The 18,833-nt window shown below is 63.3% G+C and carries 21 protein-coding genes; 7 read left to right on the forward strand and 14 right to left on the reverse strand.

Features of this window, described 5'->3' with window-relative positions:
- The first annotated feature begins 2 nt into the window (after positions 1–2).
- Both KJQ96_RS13200 and KJQ96_RS13205 read left to right on the forward strand, forming a co-directional pair.
- Entirely contained in the window at positions 3–1,772 is a 1,770-nt protein-coding gene (locus tag KJQ96_RS13200) for an ATP-binding cassette domain-containing protein (protein ID WP_213287019.1), read from the forward strand.
- Positions 1,769–2,500, forward strand: a complete 732-nt coding sequence (locus tag KJQ96_RS13205; RefSeq protein WP_213287020.1) for an ABC transporter ATP-binding protein — start codon at positions 1,769–1,771, stop codon at positions 2,498–2,500. Before KJQ96_RS13200 ends, KJQ96_RS13205 begins: the two co-directional genes overlap by 4 nt.
- Before the next feature lie 126 nt (positions 2,501–2,626).
- On the opposite strand, the gene KJQ96_RS13210 is transcribed toward KJQ96_RS13205, so the two are convergent.
- The 9 genes from KJQ96_RS13210 to KJQ96_RS13250 form a co-directional block, all read right to left on the reverse strand.
- Positions 2,627–3,778, reverse strand: a complete 1,152-nt coding sequence (locus KJQ96_RS13210) for an ABC transporter substrate-binding protein (protein ID WP_213287021.1) — start codon at positions 3,776–3,778, stop codon at positions 2,627–2,629.
- Positions 3,779–3,866: 88 nt separating this feature from the next.
- Positions 3,867–4,286, reverse strand: a complete 420-nt coding sequence (locus KJQ96_RS13215) for a thioesterase family protein (RefSeq protein WP_213287022.1) — start codon at positions 4,284–4,286, stop codon at positions 3,867–3,869.
- A gap of 13 nt (positions 4,287–4,299) precedes the next feature.
- On the reverse strand, positions 4,300–5,061 hold the full coding sequence (locus KJQ96_RS13220) for an SDR family NAD(P)-dependent oxidoreductase (protein ID WP_213287023.1): 762 nt from the start codon (positions 5,059–5,061) through the stop codon (positions 4,300–4,302).
- A gap of 34 nt (positions 5,062–5,095) precedes the next feature.
- Positions 5,096–6,982, reverse strand: a complete 1,887-nt coding sequence (locus KJQ96_RS13225) for a feruloyl-CoA synthase (RefSeq protein ID WP_213287024.1) — start codon at positions 6,980–6,982, stop codon at positions 5,096–5,098.
- 1 nt (position 6,983) lies between these two features.
- Positions 6,984–7,790, reverse strand: coding sequence for a crotonase/enoyl-CoA hydratase family protein (locus KJQ96_RS13230; RefSeq protein ID WP_375293163.1), 807 nt, complete (start codon positions 7,788–7,790; stop codon positions 6,984–6,986).
- A gap of 338 nt (positions 7,791–8,128) precedes the next feature.
- Entirely contained in the window at positions 8,129–8,587 is a 459-nt protein-coding gene (locus KJQ96_RS13235; RefSeq protein ID WP_213287025.1) for a DUF3237 domain-containing protein, read from the reverse strand.
- Between the two features lie 10 nt (positions 8,588–8,597).
- Positions 8,598–9,914: a TRAP transporter large permease gene (locus KJQ96_RS13240; RefSeq protein WP_213287026.1), complete on the reverse strand. Its 1,317-nt coding sequence runs from the start codon at positions 9,912–9,914 to the stop codon at positions 8,598–8,600.
- 5 nt (positions 9,915–9,919) lie between these two features.
- Positions 9,920–10,429 carry a TRAP transporter small permease gene (locus tag KJQ96_RS13245; protein ID WP_213287027.1) on the reverse strand — a complete coding sequence of 170 codons (510 nt, stop codon included), beginning with the start codon at positions 10,427–10,429 and terminating at the stop codon, positions 9,920–9,922.
- 218 nt (positions 10,430–10,647) lie between these two features.
- Positions 10,648–11,664, reverse strand: a complete 1,017-nt coding sequence (locus KJQ96_RS13250; protein ID WP_213287028.1) for a TRAP transporter substrate-binding protein — start codon at positions 11,662–11,664, stop codon at positions 10,648–10,650.
- A 278-nt stretch (positions 11,665–11,942) separates the two neighbouring features.
- Between KJQ96_RS13250 and pobA the strand changes: the two genes are divergently transcribed.
- Both pobA and KJQ96_RS13260 read left to right on the forward strand, forming a co-directional pair.
- Entirely contained in the window at positions 11,943–13,112 is a 1,170-nt protein-coding gene (gene pobA / locus KJQ96_RS13255) for a 4-hydroxybenzoate 3-monooxygenase (RefSeq protein WP_213287029.1), read from the forward strand.
- A gap of 211 nt (positions 13,113–13,323) precedes the next feature.
- Positions 13,324–13,743, forward strand: coding sequence for a PaaI family thioesterase (locus tag KJQ96_RS13260; protein WP_213287030.1), 420 nt, complete (start codon positions 13,324–13,326; stop codon positions 13,741–13,743).
- 86 nt (positions 13,744–13,829) lie between these two features.
- On the opposite strand, the gene KJQ96_RS13265 is transcribed toward KJQ96_RS13260, so the two are convergent.
- On the reverse strand, positions 13,830–14,723 hold the full coding sequence (locus tag KJQ96_RS13265; RefSeq protein WP_028351722.1) for a LysR family transcriptional regulator: 894 nt from the start codon (positions 14,721–14,723) through the stop codon (positions 13,830–13,832).
- Between the two features lie 117 nt (positions 14,724–14,840).
- Here KJQ96_RS13265 and KJQ96_RS13270 point away from each other — a divergent pair, with 117 nt between their 5' ends.
- Positions 14,841–15,473, forward strand: coding sequence for a pyridoxamine 5'-phosphate oxidase family protein (locus KJQ96_RS13270; RefSeq protein ID WP_213287031.1), 633 nt, complete (start codon positions 14,841–14,843; stop codon positions 15,471–15,473).
- On the opposite strand, the gene KJQ96_RS13275 is transcribed toward KJQ96_RS13270, so the two are convergent.
- Together KJQ96_RS13275 and KJQ96_RS13280 are read right to left on the reverse strand one after the other, a co-directional pair.
- Positions 15,474–16,205, reverse strand: coding sequence for a glutathione S-transferase family protein (locus KJQ96_RS13275; RefSeq protein ID WP_213287032.1), 732 nt, complete (start codon positions 16,203–16,205; stop codon positions 15,474–15,476).
- Positions 16,206–16,267: 62 nt separating this feature from the next.
- Positions 16,268–16,513 carry a hypothetical protein gene (locus tag KJQ96_RS13280; protein WP_213287033.1) on the reverse strand — a complete coding sequence of 82 codons (246 nt, stop codon included), beginning with the start codon at positions 16,511–16,513 and terminating at the stop codon, positions 16,268–16,270.
- A 102-nt stretch (positions 16,514–16,615) separates the two neighbouring features.
- Between KJQ96_RS13280 and KJQ96_RS13285 the strand changes: the two genes are divergently transcribed.
- Positions 16,616–17,314: a YafY family protein gene (locus KJQ96_RS13285; protein WP_028351726.1), complete on the forward strand. Its 699-nt coding sequence runs from the start codon at positions 16,616–16,618 to the stop codon at positions 17,312–17,314.
- Between the two features lie 46 nt (positions 17,315–17,360).
- Positions 17,361–17,675 (forward strand): YkgJ family cysteine cluster protein, encoded by a 315-nt coding sequence (locus tag KJQ96_RS13290; RefSeq protein ID WP_213287034.1) that lies wholly within the window; start codon positions 17,361–17,363, stop codon positions 17,673–17,675.
- A 161-nt stretch (positions 17,676–17,836) separates the two neighbouring features.
- On the opposite strand, the gene KJQ96_RS13295 is transcribed toward KJQ96_RS13290, so the two are convergent.
- Together KJQ96_RS13295 and KJQ96_RS13300 are read right to left on the reverse strand one after the other, a co-directional pair.
- Positions 17,837–18,238 carry a hypothetical protein gene (locus tag KJQ96_RS13295; RefSeq protein WP_213287035.1) on the reverse strand — a complete coding sequence of 134 codons (402 nt, stop codon included), beginning with the start codon at positions 18,236–18,238 and terminating at the stop codon, positions 17,837–17,839.
- Positions 18,239–18,419: 181 nt separating this feature from the next.
- Entirely contained in the window at positions 18,420–18,773 is a 354-nt protein-coding gene (locus KJQ96_RS13300; protein ID WP_083754910.1) for a DUF3307 domain-containing protein, read from the reverse strand.
- Between the last annotated feature and the right edge of the window lie 60 nt (positions 18,774–18,833).

Below are 18,833 nucleotides of genomic sequence, written 5' to 3' on the forward strand. Positions count from 1 at the left end.
CGATGAACCAGCGCACCCCTCTCATCATCTTCGCGCTCGTGATGGCAGCGATCCCGTTCATTCCGGGGGTCCCGCCATTCTGGATCGTGCTGCTCAACAATATCGGCCTCGCCGCACTGGTGGCGATGGGCCTCGTGCTCCTGACCGGCGTTGGCGGCCTCACCTCGTTCGGCCAGGCCGCCTTCTGCGGCTTCGGCGCCTACACCACGGCGGTATTGACCACGGCCTATGGTGTCTCGCCATGGCTCACGCTGCCGCTCTCGCTCGTGGTCAGCGGCATCGCCGCCGTCCTGCTCGGCATCGTCACGGTACGGCTATCCGGCCATTATCTGCCGCTCGGCACCATCGCCTGGGGCATCGGCCTGTTTTACCTGTTCAGCAAGCTGGAATTTCTCGGCCGCAATGACGGCATCTCCGGCATCCCGCCGCTCTCGATCGGCAATTTCCGGATGCTCGATCCCGGCACGATCTATTTCGCGATCTGGATCGCGGTGCTGGTCTCGGCGCTCCTGACCATGAACCTCCTGGACTCCCGCACCGGCCGCGCGATCCGCGCGCTGCGGCGCGGGCATGTCGCCGGCGAAGCGTTCGGCGTGCAGACTCCGCGCGCCAAGCTTCTGGTATTTGTGTATGCGGCGGTTCTCGCGGGTTTGTCCGGCTGGCTCTATGCGCATTTCCAGCGCGCCGCCAATCCGACGCCGTTCGGCGCACATGCCGGTATCGAATATCTGTTCATCGCCGTGGTCGGCGGCGCCGGCTATGTCTGGGGCGCGGTGCTCGGCGCCGGCATCGTCGTGATCCTCAAGGAGATCCTGCAGAGCTATCTGCCCTATATCTTCGGCGGCCAGAGCCAGCTCGAGACCATCGTGTTCGGCATCCTGCTGGTTGTTCTGCTGCAACTGGCGCCGACCGGCGTCTGGCCCTGGCTGATGTCGCGGCTACCGATCCAGCCGGGCCGCAAGATGCCCGATGCATCGCTTCCGCTTGCCACGCCCGTGCGCGCACAGGCTTCGTCCGCCGTGCTGCTGCAGATCGAGAAGGCGCGCAAGCAGTTCGGCGGCGTGATTGCCGTCAACGACGTCTCGTTCGACGTCCAGGCCCGCGAGATCGTCGCCCTGATCGGCCCCAACGGCGCCGGCAAGAGCACGACGTTCAATCTGATCACAGGCGTGCTGACGACGACCGGCGGCACCATCTCGGTGCTCGGCAACAAGGTCGACAACGCTCCGCCGCAGGAGGTTGTCAAACTCGGCGTCGCGCGCACCTTCCAGCATGTCAAGCTGGTCCCTGACATGACCGTGCTGGAGAACGTCGCGATCGGTGCGCATTTGCGGGGGTCTGCGGGCGCGATCTCCAGCATGCTCCGGCTCGACCGGGCCGACGAGGCGAAATTGCTGGCGGAAGCCGCTCGCCAGATCGAGCGCGTCGGCCTCGGCGACCAGATCGACCAGTTGGCCGGAAGCCTGTCGCTCGGCCAGCAGCGCATTGTCGAGATTGCACGCGCGCTGTGCGTCGATCCGTTGCTGCTGCTGCTCGACGAGCCGGCTGCGGGACTGCGCCATCTGGAAAAGCAGCGGCTCGCTGCCCTGCTCCGTCAACTGCGCGACGGCGGCATGTCGGTGCTGCTGGTCGAGCACGACATGGGTTTCGTGATGGATCTCGCCGACCGCATCGTCGTGCTCGATTTCGGCACCAAGATTGCCGAGGGCACGCCGGATGCGATCAAGACCAATCCCGATGTGATCAAGGCCTATCTCGGAGCTACCGCATGAGTGCGCTGTTATCGGTCTCCGACGCCCACGTTTCCTACGGCAAGGTCGAAGCCGTGCGCTCGGTTTCGCTCGAGGTCGCCGACGATGAGATCGTCACCATCATCGGCGCCAACGGCGCCGGCAAGACCACGCTGCTGAACGCCATCATGGGCGTGCTGCCGCTCAAGGGCGCCACCGCCTTCGCCGGCGCCGACATGACCCTGCTCGACATCGAGGATCGCGTCGCGGCGGGCCTCTGTCTCGTGCCGGAGCACCGCGAACTGTTCGGCACGATGAACGTCGAGGACAATCTGCAGCTCGGCGCCTTCCGGATTCCGAAGGAATCCGCGGCAAGGTCGTTCGAGCGGGTGTACACGCTGTTTCCGCGGCTCAAGGAGCGGCGCAAGCAATTGGCCGGCACGCTCTCCGGCGGCGAGCAGCAGATGCTGGCGATGGGCCGCGCCCTGATGGGCGCGCCAAAACTGTTGATGCTGGACGAACCGAGCCTTGGTCTCGCGCCGATCATCGTGGCCGATATCTTCCGCACCATCGGCGAATTGCGCGCCGCCGGGGTCTCGGTGCTGCTGGTGGAACAGAATGCGCAAGCGGCGCTTAAAATCGCCGACCGCGCTTACGTCATGGAACTCGGCGAATTCATCCTGTCCGGATCGGCCAAGGATATCGCCAGCAACCAGCGCGTCGCGGCGAGCTATCTCGGCTTCCAGCACGAGGGCGCAAGCGGGATCTAATCCCACGTTCGTCATGCCCCGCGAAGGCGGGGCATCCAGTACGCCGGGAAATCGAGGTTTACGTCAGGTGCCGCGGCGTACTGGATCACCCGCTTTCGCGGGTGATGACGGCTGAGTGGGCGGCCTTCACTTCGCCGGGACGTATTTTCCGTCCTTCACGGTCAGGATGATGCGCGAGCGGTCGTCGAGGCCGTAGCGATCCTTTTCGGTGAAGTTGTAGACGCCCTGGCTTGCCGCGATTTCCTTCTCCGAGATCAGCGCCAGACGGATCGCCTCGCGGAATTCCGGCGTGCCCGGCTTGGCCTTCTTCAGCGCCACCGGTATCACGCGCTTGAGCACCTCAAAGGCGTCGTAGGAATGGCCGGCGAACTGGCTGCGGCTGTTGGCGCCATACTTGGCTTCGTAGGCGGTGTTGAGCGCCAGTCCCGGCTTCTTGGTCAGCGCGCTGTCGGGCTGGGTTTCCGGCGACATCACCGGACCGGAAGCCATGATCACGCCTTCCGCCGCGGGACCCGCGATGCGGATGAAGTCCATGCTGGCGGCGCCGTGGGTCTGGTAGATCAGGCCCTTGTAGCCGCGCTCGCGCAGCGCGGTCTGCGGCAGCGCTGCGGCGGTGCCGGAGGCACCGACCAGAATGGCGTCGGGATTGGCGGCAACCAGTTTTAGCACCTGGCCCGCGACCGACGTATCGGGACGGGCGTAGCGCTCTTCGGTCACCATGGTCAGGCCCATGGGTACAGCCTGGGTCTTGAAGTCGTTGACCCAGAGATCACCGTAGGAATCGGAGTAGCCGATGTAGCCGACGGTCTTGATGCCGTGCGCTTTCATGTGCTCGTACAGCACCTTGCCCATGATCGGAATCGGCTGCGGCATCGCGACCGACCACTTCATGCGCGCCTCGTTGATCGGCAGCGGCGCCAGGCCGAAATGCGGAATCCCCGCTTCGTTCGCAACCGTGGAGACCGCAACCGTCGGAGGTGTTGTCGAGGAGCCCATGATGATGTCGGCCTTCGACTCGGTGACGAAGCGCCGTGCATTGGTGGTAGCCGTGGTTGGATCGCCGCCGTCATCGAGCACGATGATCTTGATCGGCACGCCGCCGATTTCCTTCGGCACAAAATCGAGCGAGTTGCGTTCGGGAATACCGAGAGCGGCTGCGGGACCGGTCGTGGTGACGGTGATGCCGATCGTGATTTCATTGGTCTGTGCAATGGCCGGCGCCCCCGACAGGGCGAGAGCCGCGATGACCGCCGCCGCGGACAGAAAAGCCTTCTTCATTCATTCCTCCCTTGGATTATTATCTGCAGTCTTAAGCAAAACCGGGCCCTTAATTCAGCCCCTTCTTTAGGTCATGCCGGATAGTAAGTCAGCCCCGCATGAAACGCTCGATGATCTCCGGCGGCATCGGCGCCGATTTCAGCTTTGCGGGATCATCCGGGTGCTTGCCGACCAGCACGCGGGTTTCGAACGCCTCGATCGCCAACGCCTCGCCCTTGAACACGTTGTGGATCACCTCGAAGCTGGAGCGCTTGAAGCTCTCGATCCGGCTTTCGATCCGGATCCAGTCGCCATGGGTGGACGGGATATGAAATTTGGCCCTTGTGTCGACCATGGGAATGCCGACGAGGCCATATTTGCGGATGAGATCCTGTTTCGAAAAGCCGGCGGCTTCGAACATGACCGAGGTGGAATCGTCGAACATCGCGAAGTAACGCGGGTAGTAAACGATGTTGGCGGGGTCGCAATCGCCCCACTGGATCTGCACGTCGCGCCGGTTGACGAACATGGGATCAAGCATCCTAGCGCGGCGCCATGCGAAGCGCAGCATCGAGCCGCACCACTTCGCCGTTCAGGTACGGATTGTCGATCATGTGCAGCGCCAGCGAGGCAAACTCGTCGGCCTGGCCGAGGCGGCGCGGGAACGGGATCGAGGCGGCAAGCGAATCCTGCGCTTCCTGCGGCAGGTTGGCGAGCAGCGGCGTGAGGAACAGGCCCGGCGCGATCGTCAGCACGCGAATGCCGAACTGCGCCAGTTCGCGCGCGATCGGCAGCGTCATGGCGACGATGCCGCCCTTGGAAGCCGAATAAGCCGACTGACCGATCTGGCCGTCATAGGCCGCGACCGAGGCAGTCGAGATCACCACGCCGCGCTCGCCGGTCGCAAGCGGCTCGAGCTTCGACATCGGCGCGGTCGCCAACCGCAGCATGTTGAACGAGCCGATCAGGTTGACCTTGATCACCTTGTCGAAATCGCCGAGCGCCATCGGGCCGTCCTTGCCGATCACGCGCTTGGCGACGCCGATGCCGGCGCAGTTCACCAGCACGCGCGCCGGACCATGGGCCGCCGCCGCCTTGGCGATCGCGGCCTCCGCCGAGGCGGCATCGGAAACGTCGCAGATCACGGCGACGCCGCCGATCTCGGCGGCAACGGTTTCGGCAAGCTGGGCATTGAGATCGCAGACTGCGACCTTGGCGCCCTGCGCCGCGAGGCGGCGCGCGGTCGCCGCGCCCAATCCCGATGCGCCGCCGGTGACGATGGCGGCCTGGTCCTTCAACTGCATGGTCCTCTCCCTGACAAGCTTTGCACGAATTCGGTTACGGCGTGATCACCTGCGCTGGTGGCGCGGGCGAATAGATCTCCTCGATCAGCGCGCTGCGGTTCTCCAGAACCGCGCGCTGGTTGATCGAACCCTTGTCGGTGACCTCGCCGCGATCGATCGACAGCGGCGTATCGAGCAGCACCGCGCGCGTGATCCGGGTCGATGAACCGGTCGCGCCCGCGACGAGCTTCCTAAAGCGTTCGCGGAAGGCCGCGACGATCAGCGGGTCGGACGCCGCAGCAGCGAGGTCGTCATGCGGAAGCGCCGGATTGATCAGGCGGCAACCGTCGAGATCGAGCACCACCAGCGCCGATATTTCGTCGCGGTTGATGCCGGCAATCACGACGTCCCGCACCAGCGGCGCGCAGGCCGCGACGAAGCGCGCCCGTAACGGGCCGACGCTGACCCAGGTGCCGCTGGCGAGCTTGAAGTCCTCGCCGATGCGGCCGTCGAAATCGAAGCCGGCGTCGAAATCATCTGCAACGGCCGGCTTGAGCGCATCGCCCATCTTGTAGAAGCCTTCCTCATCGAAAGACTTCGCCGTCATATCAGGCTGACGCCAATAGCCGGGCATCACGTTCGGCCCCTTGGCGCGAACCTCCAGCTTGCCGTTATTGGGCACGAGTTTCGCATCATTGCCCAGAACCGGCAGCCCGACATGGCCGGAGCGGCTGGTCACCGGATTGACCGACATGAAGAACGGCGCGGTCTCGGTGGCGCCGAGACCAGTCAGCATCGGCACGCGATAGCCGGTTTCCTGGACCGACAATTCGTCGAGGCTGTTCCAGACGAAGGCCGACAGCGCCGCGCCCGAAAAGAACATCGCGTGCAGCCGCGCAAAGAACTTTTTGCGCAAGGCCGCATCGTCGCGCAGATAGGGCAACAGCGATTCATAGCCCTTGGGCACGTTGAAATAGACCGTCGGCGAAATCTCCCGCAGATTGCGCACGGTCTCTTCAATGCCGCCGGGCATCGGCTTGCCCTCGTCGAGATACATCGAGCCACCATTATAGAGCGTCAACCCGATATTGTGATTGCCGCCAAAGGTGTGATTCCACGGCAGCCAATCGATGATGACCGGCGGCTCGTCCTTCAGGAACGCCAGCGTCTCGCGCAGCATCACCTGGTTAGCGCAGATCATGCGCTGGGTGTTGATGACGGCCTTGGGGTTGCCGGTCGAGCCCGACGTCAGCAGGAATTTGGCGATTGTGTCCGGGCCGATCGCCTCGTGCGCCGCGTCGAGTCGCGGATGCAATGGCATCGCCATCAGATCCGCAAGCGTCGTGACATCACGGCCGGGCACCGCACCGCGCGAAGCAGCGATCTCGGTCCCGAACGATACATTGGCGGCGAGCGCATCGGCGAATTTCGTCGCGTCGTCGACGAACACGAGGCCGGGAGTCAACAGCTTCACCAGATAGGCGAGCTTGCCGTAGTCGCGCGATACCAGCGAATAGGCCGGCGATACCGGACAGAAGGGAATGCCGGCATAGAGCGCGCCGAACGCTATGAGCGCATGATCGACCGAGTTGCCGGACAGGATGACGACCGGCTTCTCGGCCGAAAGTCCACGCGCCAGCAGCGCAGACGCGATGTGCCGCGATGACGTCAGGAGCCCTGCATAGGTGATCTGCCGCCAGCCCCGTGCCGCGTTGCGTTCCGCCATGAAGACCCGGTCAGGCGCCGCTGCGGCCCAATGATGCAGGCGGTCGGTGATGCGCATCGGATAGTCGCGCAACTGCGCTTTCGGACGCAGATAGATGGTGCCGTCGTCGCGGCGCTCGACATGCACCGCGGGCGTGCCGAACGAGATCGGGCGCAGCGGATGATCGGCGCGCGCGGCTGAATCGGTCGAGGCGGACATGCTGGGCTTGGCGCTCATGTCAGGTCGGCTTCACCTTTGCGGTCTTGTGGTCGAGAAACGCACGAATGCGGCGTTTTGCTTCCTTGTCGCTCTGCGCCACAGTCGCCATCAGGGATTCCATCAACAGGCCGGTTTGCGGGTTGGCCTCCGCGATCATCGGCAGCGCCTGCAGCACGGCGAAATTGGTCAGCGGCGCGTTCGCCGCCACCCGTTCCGCCAGTTCCAGCGCCTTCGGCAGCGCGCCGTCGGCCTCCGTGAGATATTGCGAGAAACCATAAGACGAGCCTTCGGTGGCCGAATAGACCCGCCCCGTGAGCATCATGTCGATCATCCGCGCTACCCCGATCAGGCGCGGCAGCCGCACCGATCCGCCGCCGCCGACGAAGATGCCGCGCTGGCCTTCGGGCAGCGCGAAATAGGCTGATGGTTCGGCAACGCGGATATGGGCCGCGCAGGCCAGCTCCAACCCGCCGCCGATCACCGCACCCTTCAGTGCCGCGATCACGGGAACGCGGCTATACTGGATGCGATCGAACACCCGGTGCCACATTTGCGAATGCCGCAGGCCCTCGGTGGCGTCGTGTTCGGTGAGTTCGGACAGGTCAAGGCCGGAGGAAAAGTGGTCGCCGACGCCATGGATGACCACCGCGCCTGTGCCATCGGGCAGATTGGAGAAGCAATCCTGGATCGCGAGGATAATGCCGTCGTTCAGCGCATTGCGCTTGGCCGGACGGTTGAGGCCCACGGTCAGCACCGCGCCCTTCTGCTCGATCTTGAGCAGGTCGGATTGACCCGCGGCGGCGGTGGAGGCGTTTCCCATGGGCAATTTTAGGTCCTGCGCAGAATAGTTATGTTTTATAACGATTTTGCCGGGCGGGAGTCAAGGCGCGTCGTTGCGTTTACGGTCCCTCCCCGTCGTTGCGAGGAGCGCCAGCGACGAAGCAATCTATCTCCGCAAGCGGTGGAATGGATTGCTTCGCTGCGCTCGCAACGACGCGGAGACGTCGACGCAACACTCGACTGTCATCCCCGCGGATGCGGGGATCCAGTACCCCGCGGCTTCTCGGTTCGATCACTGCTGTCTCTGGAATACTGGGTCACCCGCCTTCGCGGGTGGACGACTACGGCGTAGCTGTTCACCCTCCCCAGGAGCGTAAGAAAGGCTCACAGCACCTGATGCACGTCGATGACGACGCGGTCGGCGTGGCGGGCGGCGGAGGCGATGAAGAGGTTTTGCATCAGCCAGCGATATTTCTCTGCACCCGTCTCGAACTTCGGCACGGTGCGGAAATAGATCAATTTCGGATCAACCGGCTCGCCGCGCTTGAGCTTCCGCAGCAGTTCGACCGGGCCGAAGCGCAGACCCTTGTTCTCGACATAGACGACGGCGCCGTCGTCGGTCTCGAAAGCGTATTTGGCTTCCAGCTCGATGAGCTCGTTCGGGCGGATGATCTGAAAATCGGCGCCGAAGGGAAGAACCTTGCCGTTGACTTCGCCCTTCACCTCGCCGCCGATGATCGGAATGATCCGGCGCACGCCGGTGCCGATCTCGCCCGCCGAAATCACCTCGCCGATCCGCGCCGTGATGGTGAAGACGTACTGGGTCGAAAGCTGTGGGGTCATCGTAACAGCCCTATCCGGCCATGCGCTGCGGCAGCCACAGTGCCAGCATTGGAAATGCGATCAGGATCACCAGCCGGATCAAGTCCGTCACCACGAAAGGCATCACGCCCCGGAAGATCGTGGAGAACGACACGTCCTTGACGACGCTCTTGATGACAAAGACATTCATGCCGATCGGTGGAGAGATGAGGCCAAGCTCGACTGTCATCACGATGATGACGCCGAACCAGATCGGATCAAAACCGAGGTGGACGATCACTGGAAAGATGATCGGCACCGTCAGGATGATCATGGCCATGGCATCCATCAGGCAGCCCAGCACCAGATACATCACCATGATCAGCGCCAGGATGCCGTAGGGACCGAGCCCGAGGCCGGTGAGCAGCTCGGTGACCTTCTGCGGGGTCTGAGTCACCGTCAGGAAGTAGCCGAAGATCAGCGCGCCGATCAGCACCGTGAACACCGCGGCGGCGGTGCGCGTCGCCTGCAGCAACGCGCCCAGGATCTTTTCCTTGTTCAGCCTTCCCGTCAGCACGCCGATCAGGAATGCACCGGTGGCGCCGACGCCGCCTGCCTCCGTCGGCGTAAAGCGCGGCAGAAATGGCAGGCCGTACAGCCCACCGATTACGAAGATGAACAGCAGCACCGGCGCCCAGATGTTCTTCAGGCCGGCCAGGCGCTCGCGCCATTTGGTTTGCGGACCCGCCGGCAGGAAGTCCGGCCGGAACCAGCCGATCAGCGAAATCGTAAGCATGTACATGGCGATGGCGAGCAGGCCGGGGATGATGCCGGCGATGAACAGCTTGCCGATGTCCTGCTCAGTGATGATGCCGTAGACGGCGAGCACCGTCGATGGCGGCAACATGGCGCCTAACGTGCCGCCGGCCGCGATGACGCCGGTGGCAAAGGATTGCGGATAGCCATAGCGCCGCATTTCCGGATAGGCGACGGCCGAGAACGTTGCGGCGGTCGCCACCGACGAGCCGCAGATCGCGGCAAAACCGCCGCAGGCCCCGACGGTAGCAATGCCAAGCCCGCCGCGCAGATGGCCGACAAAGCCGTTGGCAGCACGAAACAGTTCGCGGCTCATGCCGGAATTGCTGACGAACGCGCCCATCAACAGGAACATCGGGATCACGCCGAAGGTGTAGTCGGTCACCGTGCGCATCGAGGTCTGGCCGACCATCTTGAGCGCCGGTGTGAACCCGACCAGATAACCGAAGCCGCAGACGCCGACGAGGCCCATCGCCATGCCGACCGGCACGCGCAGCACCATCAGCACGAACAGCGCGCCAAATCCCAGGACCGCGACGGTATCGGTGCTCATGGCGCCTACTCCACGGTCTTGATCTTGGCGTCATGAATGTCTTCCGGATGGAAGACCAGCCGCCAAGTGCGGATCGCGATCAGGAGCACCGCGGCGGCATCGCCCGCCCAGGCGATCGCAAAGAACGGCCAGGTCGGCATGTGCATTTCAAAGGTGAGAACATTGTCGTTGTAGGTGCCGCGCACCTTGTCGAACAGGGTATAGGTCTGCACCGTGACGACGAACAGCAGCACCAGCGTCGCGAACACGTCGATCATGCGCTGGTATTTCGGGCCGACATTGGCCCAGATCAGATCGACCGTGATGTGGCCGCCGCGATAGCTGGTGGCGGCGATGCCCCAGAAGATCAGGATGCCGAGCAGCATGCGCCCGATGTCGAACGAATCCGGGATCGCATAATTGAAAGTGTTGCGTAAGAGGACGCCGATGAAGATGTTGAGCGCCACGATGCCGACAAAGCCGGCCGCGATCCATTCGATCGTGTCGATGAAACGATCCATCCACGCGCGATTCATGTGCGGAGCTCCCCATCGACTGATGCCGGTTGATTGAATAGGTCTGGCCGCGAACTCACTTAACCTCTCCCGCTTGCGGGGGAGGTCGCGGCGCGAAGCGCAGCGGGTGGGGGCTCTCTCCCCGAACTCCAGCATGCGTTATGCGGCACGACCCCCACCCCAGCCCTCCCCCGCAAGCGCGGGAGAGGGAGCGCAGCCTCTTCGGTACGGCTTCGGCCTTACTGCGCGAGCGCGTTGTACTTGGTGAGCGAGGCCTTGAGTTCGGACAGCGCTGCGTCCGGATCGCCGCCGTTCTTCTTGACGCCCTCACCCCAGGTCTTGACCAGCGGCTCGGCCGCCTTCTTCCACTGCGCAGTCTGCTCCGGCGTCAGTTTATAGACCTCATGACCCGACATCGCCTTGATCTTCTCGACGCCGGCATCCTCGTACTTGCCCCAGGGTTCGCCGACGCGGCCGGAGGCTTCCGTGTTGCAGTTGTTGTCGATCGCCTTCTTTTGCTTGTCGGACATCTGGTTGTACTTGTCCTTGTTCATCACGAAGGCAAAGGTCGTGACGTAGATCGGCGCTTCGATGTGATACTTCGTCACCTTGTCGATGCCGAACAGCACTACCGAGCCCCACGGGAAGGTGACGGCGTCAGCCACGCCGCGTTCGATGATGTCGCGGACCTCGGGCGCCGAGGACTGCACGTTGGTGCCGCCGAGCTGGGTGACGAAGTTCGCCATGGTGGCGTGGGCGGGCCGGATCTTCATGCCCTTGATGTCTTCGGGCGTAACGATTTTCTTCGTCCGGGAATGGAACGTCGACGGTGAATGGATGAAGGCCAGACAGAACTTGACGTCCTTCATCTCCTTCTCGGCATATTTGCGATACCAGGCGTCCAGCGCCATCGAGCCGCCCTTGGCGTCCGACATCAGGAAGGGCAATTCACCGGCGCCGATGAGTGGAAACCGCCCCGGCTGATAGCCCGGGTTGATATAGGTGACATCGGCGATGCCGTCGCGCGCCATGTCGTAGTGGTCGAATGCCTTGCCGAGCTGCTGCGCCGGGAACACCTTGGACTTGACGGTGCCGCCGGATTCCTTCTCGACCGCCGCGCCCCATTCCTCCAGCGCCTTCTGCAGCGGATGCGAGGCCGGCACCCAATGCGATATTTTCAGTTCGAAGGTTTTTTCCTGCGCCAGCGCAGGCGTCACGCTGGCGGCCAGCAGCATCGCCAGAAATGCTTTCCTCATCGGCATCCTCTCCCTTGGCACGCGGGCTGTTCGATCGCCCGACCTTGTTAATTAACATGTTATCTAACTCGCCCGCGTTTTCAAGGCGAACGTTCAGCCGCGGCGTCTCCTCTTCCCCTGGTCGCCATGTGCACCGCTGCGAAGTACATTCATACTGTTTCGCGCCAATGTCCTTTGCCAAAACCGTTATATGATATAACTACCATTGCAAGATAACTACCATTGCAAGCCTGGGGCAACCGCCGGTTTGAAACCTATAATACCGGAAGGAGCGGGTATTGAGGACAAAAGTCGCAATCATAGGTGCAGGTCCGGCAGGATTGTTGCTTGGGCAACTACTTCACCGCTACGGCATCGATAACGTCATTCTCGAGCGCCAGACAGGCGAATACGTGCTCGGCCGCATCCGCGCCGGCCTGCTCGAGGAGGGCACAGTGGCGCTGCTCGACGAGGTAGGCGCCGGTGAGCGCGCCCATCGCGAGGGACTGGTCCACCATGGTCTGGAATTGGCGTTTGGCGGCGCGCGGCACCGAATCGACTTGCACGGCGCCACCGGCAAGACCGTCATGATCTACGGTCAGACCGAGGTGACGCTCGACCTGATGAACGCGCGCAAGGCGGCTGGCCTCACCACCATCTACCAGGCCGCTGACGTCAAACCGCTCGATTTCGATACCGACCGCCCGCGCGTCAGCTACGTCAAGGACGGCGTCACCCACGAGATCGAATGCGACTTCATCGCCGGCTGCGACGGCTTTCACGGCGTCAGCCGCGCCAGCGTAAAGCCGTCCGCGATCCAGACCTTTGAACGGATTTATCCATTCGGCTGGCTCGGCATCCTCTCGGAGACGCCGCCGGTCAGCCCCGAGCTGATCTACTCGAACCATGCGCGCGGGTTCGCGCTCTGCACCATGCGATCGACCCGACGCAGCCGCTATTACGTGCAGTGTCCGCTCGACGATCATATCGACCAGTGGCCGGACGAGCGCTTCTGGGACGAACTGAAGCGCCGGATCGACCAGAAGGCGGCCGACGAACTCGTCACCGGCCCCTCGATCGAAAAAAGCATTGCGCCGCTGCGCAGCTTCGTCGCCGAGCCGATGCGGTTCGGCCGGATGTTTTTGGCCGGCGACGCCTCCCACATCGTGCCGCCGACCGGCGCCAAGGGCCTGAACCTTGCCGCCAGCGATGTGCATTACCTCTCGCAGGCGCTGCGCGAATATTACGATGAGAAATCTTCGGCCGGGATCGACAATTATTCCGCCAAGGCATTGTCGCGCGTCTGGAAGGCGGTGCGCTTCTCGTGGTGGATGACCTCGATGCTGCACAAATTCCCGGACCAGGGCGAATTCGGCGCACGGATTCAGCTCGCCGAGCTGGATTACGTCGTCAACTCGAAGGCGGCGTCGGCATCGCTGTCGGAGAATTATGTCGGGCTGCCGTTTTAAGGTGTTGTAGGGTGGGCAAAGCGCAGCGTGCCCACCATTCTTGCGGAGTGTATGATGATGGTGGGCACGCTTCGCTTTGCCCACCCTACGTCGCTCCGCCGTCATGCCTTTTCAAACGTGCTTGCAAATCCCGTTTAAAACTTTGTAGGCGATGACATCGCGGCCGCCTTGCGTTCAATGACTGAAAACCTCGGCACACCGCGAGCCGCCAATGACCGCATCCGACATTCCCCAAGGCTTCGAGCCGCGCTCCCGCAAGAGCCCGCTTACCGATCCCTGGGAGCCGCTGTATTCGAAGAAGACCGACAAGGCCGTGATCATCGGGCTGCGGCTGGCAAAACCGCACACCAACGGCCGAGGGCTCATCCATGGCGGGCTGATCGCGGCGCTCGCCGATGCTGCCATGGGCCATAGCTGCGCCCATGTGACGGGCGGGGTGTCGTCGCTGGTGACGATCGGGCTGGCGGTCGATTTCGTCGGCACCGCGGAGGTCGGGCAGTGGCTCGCAGTCGAGAGCGAGGTGGTCAAGACCGGCAGGACGATCTGCTTCGCGCAGAGCCTGATCAAGGCCGATGACGCCGTGATCGCGCGGGCCAATGCGACGTTTCGGGTGGTGCCGAAGAAGGAGTGATGTCATTCCGGGATGGTGCGCCAGCACCAGACTCGGAATCTCGAGGTTCCGGCTTCGATGCTTCGCATCGCCCCGGAACGACGACCCTACCCGAAATGCCAATCGGCGATTTCGGTTACGAGATCGACGAAGGTGCGCACCTTGGCCGAAAGCAGCCGCGAGGTCGGATAGACGATGTGGATCGGCATCGCGGGCTGTTCGAACGGCGCGAGCACGATTCGGAGACGCCGCGCTTTCAGCGATTCGGCGGCCTGATAGGCCATCACCCGCGTCAGCCCGCCGTCCTGCTCGGCATACTGAATGGCGGCATCCGAGCTGTTGGTGGCAAAGCGCGGCGTGCTGGCGACGCGAATTTCGCGGCCGTCCTCGACGAAACGCCAGTCGAGCGCTGCGGTCATGGCGCCGAACTGGATCGTGTCATGCGCCGAGATGTCCCGCGGCCGCTGCGGCTCGCCGCGCGCCCGGAGGTAGCCGGGCGAAGCCACCACGATCCGCCGCATCTCGCCGACATGGCGCGCCACCAGCGTCGAGTCGGGCAGATGGCCGATTCTAACCGCGAGATCGACACCGTCCTCGACCAGGTTGATCATGCGGTCGGACAAGCGGAGATCGACGCCGACGTCGGGATAGCGCTTCAGATAGGCGGTCACGATTGCGCTGACATGCAGCCGGCCGAACCCGACCGGCGCCGAGATGACGAGCTGCCCCTCGGGGCGCGTACGCTCGCCCGCGACAGCGCCCTCGGCCTCCTCGACGTCAGCAAGGATCCGCCGCGCCCGCTCCAGATAGCGCGAGCCGGCGTCGGTCAGCGTCACCTGCCGCGTCGTCCGCTGCAGCAGCCGCGCGCCGAGACGATCCTCCAGCGCCGCAATCAGCCGCGTCACGCCGGACGGAGACAGCCCAAGCTTGCGTGCCGCGGGGGCAAAGCCCCGCAGGTCAGCCACCGCGACAAAGGCCTGCATGGCATCGAGCCGGTCCATCCTATTATTGCATATCCAGCAATAGTGAAGTGTCAATTCCAAAGATTGTTTAAGTTACGGAAACATCCATCTTAAAGGCCGAAGGACGATCATTTAGGCGCTCCACGGGAGGCTCAGATGTCTGACGTTCACACCTATTCCAGCGACGTTGCCTTCACCCCGGCGGTGAAGGCGATCCAGACCCGCAAGGGCTCGCGCGAGGCCTATGCCAGCGTCGAGGCGCGCGGCGGCTGGCGCGTCGAGATCGACGAGAACCTCGCCGGCTTCCTGGCGGAGACCACGAGCTTCTATCTCGCGACCGCTTCCGCCGACGGCCAGCCTTACATACAGCACCGCGGCGGGCCGAAGGGCTTTGTCAAAATTCTCGACAAGAACACCATCGCGTTCGCCGATTACAGCGGCAACCGGCAGTACATCAGCCAGGGCAATCTATCGGAGAATCCGAAGGCACATATTTTCGTGATGGACTATGCGCATCGCCGGCGTGTGAAGATCTGGGGCGAGGCGCGCGTGGTGGAAGACGATCCGGCGCTGACGAAATCGCTGATGCCGCACGGCTACAAAGCGCGCCCCGAGCAGGTCATCCTGTTCAGGATAGCGGCGTGGGACACCAACTGCCCACAGCACATTCCGCAGAAGTTCGATGCTGCCGACGTCGCCCAGGCGTTGGCCATGCGCGACGCCCGCATTGCCGAGCTCGAAGCGGAGCTGGCCGCTCTGAAGGGCCGGCACCCAGCGGCAACGTCGTAATCAGGCGGCCTGCTGTTGCACCGGCGCCCAGGCGAATTCCGGATAGTACAGCAGCATCATCCGGTCGACATAGGCGGTGAGATTGGCGAATTGCTCGGTCCGCTGCCGCAGCGCCGACTCGAAGAACGGCGTCAGGATTCCGGCGAGCGCGCCGAACGCGGTGGCGTCCATGCCGCAGGGTGTTTCGCCCATCAAGAACGGCTTGTCGCCGAGCTGAACCGACAGCGCAAACAGCGAGCGGGCGGCAAGATCGATGTCCTCGTCCGGGGCGTGGCGGCCGAGGCCGCTGAGCAGGTAGTTCTCGGCGACGCGGAACTGGGCGTCCTCGCGCATCTTCTCGCGTAGGTGCGCCGGCGCGCTGTCGAAGAAATGCGCAGGGCCCTTGGCAAAATTGTCGCCGTCGACCCAGCGCGCGCCGACCAGCGCCCAATAAATATGATGCTCGATCATCCGCTCGAACGCCCAGGCCTGCGCCCGCGCCTGCAGGCTGAGCGGCGCATCGAAGTCGAAACCATACTTGGCCTCCAGATGCGCGCGAATGAAGGTGGAGTCGGCGATCGTCTCGGCCTCGTCGACGATGTACGGCAACTGCCCCTTGGGCGAAGCCGGCGGCTTGGCCTTCTCCTTGCGATAGGCAAGACCGGCCATCTTGAGCTGGACCTCGGTCTTGGTCACAAAGGGGCTGATCTCCGGCAGGCCGAAGCCGGCACCGAAGCCGTAGAGGGTAATCATGCTGGTCTCCCGATCTCAAAAACGCGGGCCGAGGCTAGCGCCCCCCTGCTGCCACCATGGTGTCAGCAGCAGCAGTGCCGGCCGCCTTCCTCCTGCCGCGGCGAACGGGGCTTGCGCGCCCACGACGCAAGCTGCTCTTGCGCCAGGGCGCACATGGCGACGAGCGAACGCCATGCCAGCTCAACCGTCGCCCAGCGCAGGTCGGTGGTGACGCAGTGGATGGAGACGAGCTGTTCCAATGCAAATCGATGGGCATTCACGAGGGGTCCGCGGCTTCGCCGAAGGCCGAATTCGCTGAAAATCGTCATGGACAAGTTCCCTTTAATTGAGGTGTTGTCCCGATATACAAAACCCCTGCTGCCAACATGCTGTCAGCATCGCGGGTCATCGATCAGGAAAAGAGACGAGCCATGAGACGGGCCGACCGGCTGTTTCAAATCATTCAGGTGCTCCGGCGCACCCGGAAGCCTTTGACTGCGGACGCGATCGCGGCGGAGCTGGAGACTTCGAAGCGAACCATCTACCGCGACATAACGACCCTGATCGAACAGCGCGTGCCGATCCGCGGCGAAGCCGGCGTCGGCTACATCCTGGAAAAGGGATTCGACCTGCCGCCCTTGATGCTCACGCCAGATGAGATCGAGGCCTGCGTGCTCGGCGCGCAATGGGTGGTCGGCCACGCCGATCCCGCATTGGCGCGCGCCGCCCAGGACTTGATGGCGAAAGTCGCCGAGACAGTGCCGGAGCGCTTGCGGCCATTTGTGCTGGAGCCGGCCAGCCGCGCCCGGCGAGCCTGGAACCGGGAGCCCGACCGCATCGACATGGTGCGAACACGGGCGCAGATCCACGACGGTAAGAAGATCACGCTGAACTATCGCGACGAGCATGGCCGCGACAGCCAGCGCACGATCTGGCCGATTGCGGTCGGCTATCACGAGGCGGTGCGGATACTGGCGGCATGGTGCGAACTGCGGAAGGATTTTCGCAGCTTCCGCACCGACCGCGTCGTCGACGCGGTCTACCACGACGAAAAATATCCGGAACGGCGCGATATCCTGCGGGCGAAATGGCGGCGAAGCCTGGTCTGGGAGGCGCCAAAGGATACTTGAGGCCGCTCGCTGGTCGCGGCCGTCATTCCGGGCTAAACGCTGAAACATGCAAGGAATCGCCGCCGACAACCAAAACCCCTGCCAAGCCTGCGGCGCCTGCTGCAGCTACTCGCAGAACTGGCCGCGTTTCACCACCGAGGACGATGCGGCGCTCGACCTGATCCCAGAACAATTCATCAACGAACGGTTGTCGGGAATGCGCTGCGACGGCGATCGCTGTTCGGCTCTGTCAGGCAAGGTCGGCGAGACGACGTCGTGCCTGGTCTACCCGGTGCGGCCCGAGGTGTGCCGCACCTGCATGCCCGGTGACGTGGAATGCGCGATGGCGCGAAAGCGGCACGGATTGCCGGTGCTGGCGTGATATTAGTTGTCGTCCCTGCCTAGTGCGCAATTGCGCACGGGCGCAGGGACCATACCGCGTGATCTATCGATAGAGCAGAACGACTGTCGCTCGATAACCAACCAAGGCCGGTGGTTATGGGTCCCTGCGTTCGCCGGGACGACGGAGAGTTTGAGCGTTCTTTACGCCGTCACGGCTTCCGCAAAATCTTCGTCGTCGATCTCATCTTCGATCGGTTTGAAGGTCGAGAGCGGCTTGGTCGAAAGGGTGATCGGCTTGCGGCCGTTAGATGACGACGAGGCGGAACGCGCGGCGGGTTCGCGCGACAGCGCGTAGAGCGTGGAGCCGACCCGGCCGCCGAAATGGATCAGCTCGCGTTCGGTGCAGCTCGCGGCGATGGCGATGGCCAACGCGTGGAGGTGGCTGCGGCGGTAGCAGAACAGTGCCAGCATGGCACGGACGTCGGATGAAACGCTTTCCACCAGCCGCGACAGCCCGTGCGGATTGGCGCGATACATCTCGCCGAGCAGCTCGTCCCGGACCGGACAGAAATCATTCTCGAAGGCGGCGCGGCTTGAAAACATTGCGGGTTCTCCCTATCCGGAAGATGCCGCGTAATTCTCTAATGAAGGGTTAACCACCTGCACCAGTAGTGTTCCGGGGCGCTTGCCAATGACGCATGAACCGGAATCAGAACGTGATTCGCGCCAGCGTGGGTGCGCCTTCCGAATTCGGAGAAGATTGGACACATGGCGCCAGGCGGGATCAGTTCGCCGCCATGAAAATCGCCAGGCCGAAACCGGTGAGATGATGCAGCGCCTGATCGACGCCGATCAGTGTCCAGAACCACGGATGCTCGTTCTCAAGCGTCACGCCGAACCGGGAGGCGATGATCCCCTTGAGGCGGTCGACGGTGATGTGGATGAAGAAATCGATAAACGCGACGAACCAGAATCGCGGCGCGACGATCAGGATCAACGCCAGCGATACCGCAAGGTGCACGAGGCAATGTGCGAGCAGCGGCATCGCCCAGCCGGTCTTTTGATCCTTGCCGATCGCCATCCAGGAAGTTTGCAGCATGAAATCGGCAATGACGTGCTTCACCGTGAGAAGCAGCATCCATCCGATCAGCGCACCTACCGGGATCGAGGACGACATCGAAGGGAACAACAAAGCTGA

The organism is Bradyrhizobium sp. sGM-13, assembly GCF_018398875.1.
Lineage (GTDB): Bacteria > Pseudomonadota > Alphaproteobacteria > Rhizobiales > Xanthobacteraceae > Bradyrhizobium.

Bases quoted from the DNA above. Each gene is read 5' to 3' on its own strand.
- KJQ96_RS13245 (WP_213287027.1), bottom strand. From the start codon at position 10,429: ATGAATCGCGCGTGGATGGATCGTTTCATCGACACGATCGAATGGATC.
- KJQ96_RS13200 (WP_213287019.1), top strand. From the start codon at position 3: ATGAACCAGCGCACCCCTCTCATCATCTTCGCGCTCGTGATGGCAGCG.
- KJQ96_RS13260 (WP_213287030.1), top strand. From the start codon at position 13,324: ATGACCGCATCCGACATTCCCCAAGGCTTCGAGCCGCGCTCCCGCAAG.
- KJQ96_RS13225 (WP_213287024.1), bottom strand. From the start codon at position 6,982: ATGAGCGCCAAGCCCAGCATGTCCGCCTCGACCGATTCAGCCGCGCGC.
- KJQ96_RS13240 (WP_213287026.1), bottom strand. From the start codon at position 9,914: ATGAGCACCGATACCGTCGCGGTCCTGGGATTTGGCGCGCTGTTCGTG.
- KJQ96_RS13280 (WP_213287033.1), bottom strand. From the start codon at position 16,513: ATGACGATTTTCAGCGAATTCGGCCTTCGGCGAAGCCGCGGACCCCTC.
- KJQ96_RS13270 (WP_213287031.1), top strand. From the start codon at position 14,841: ATGTCTGACGTTCACACCTATTCCAGCGACGTTGCCTTCACCCCGGCG.
- KJQ96_RS13275 (WP_213287032.1), bottom strand. From the start codon at position 16,205: ATGATTACCCTCTACGGCTTCGGTGCCGGCTTCGGCCTGCCGGAGATC.
- KJQ96_RS13210 (WP_213287021.1), bottom strand. From the start codon at position 3,778: ATGAAGAAGGCTTTTCTGTCCGCGGCGGCGGTCATCGCGGCTCTCGCC.
- KJQ96_RS13220 (WP_213287023.1), bottom strand. From the start codon at position 5,061: ATGCAGTTGAAGGACCAGGCCGCCATCGTCACCGGCGGCGCATCGGGA.
- KJQ96_RS13290 (WP_213287034.1), top strand. From the start codon at position 17,361: ATGCAAGGAATCGCCGCCGACAACCAAAACCCCTGCCAAGCCTGCGGC.
- KJQ96_RS13215 (WP_213287022.1), bottom strand. From the start codon at position 4,286: ATGTTCGTCAACCGGCGCGACGTGCAGATCCAGTGGGGCGATTGCGAC.
- KJQ96_RS13285 (WP_028351726.1), top strand. From the start codon at position 16,616: ATGAGACGGGCCGACCGGCTGTTTCAAATCATTCAGGTGCTCCGGCGC.
- KJQ96_RS13295 (WP_213287035.1), bottom strand. From the start codon at position 18,238: ATGTTTTCAAGCCGCGCCGCCTTCGAGAATGATTTCTGTCCGGTCCGG.
- KJQ96_RS13205 (WP_213287020.1), top strand. From the start codon at position 1,769: ATGAGTGCGCTGTTATCGGTCTCCGACGCCCACGTTTCCTACGGCAAG.
- KJQ96_RS13235 (WP_213287025.1), bottom strand. From the start codon at position 8,587: ATGACCCCACAGCTTTCGACCCAGTACGTCTTCACCATCACGGCGCGG.
- KJQ96_RS13300 (WP_083754910.1), bottom strand. From the start codon at position 18,773: ATGCTGCTTCTCACGGTGAAGCACGTCATTGCCGATTTCATGCTGCAA.
- KJQ96_RS13265 (WP_028351722.1), bottom strand. From the start codon at position 14,723: ATGGACCGGCTCGATGCCATGCAGGCCTTTGTCGCGGTGGCTGACCTG.
- KJQ96_RS13250 (WP_213287028.1), bottom strand. From the start codon at position 11,664: ATGAGGAAAGCATTTCTGGCGATGCTGCTGGCCGCCAGCGTGACGCCT.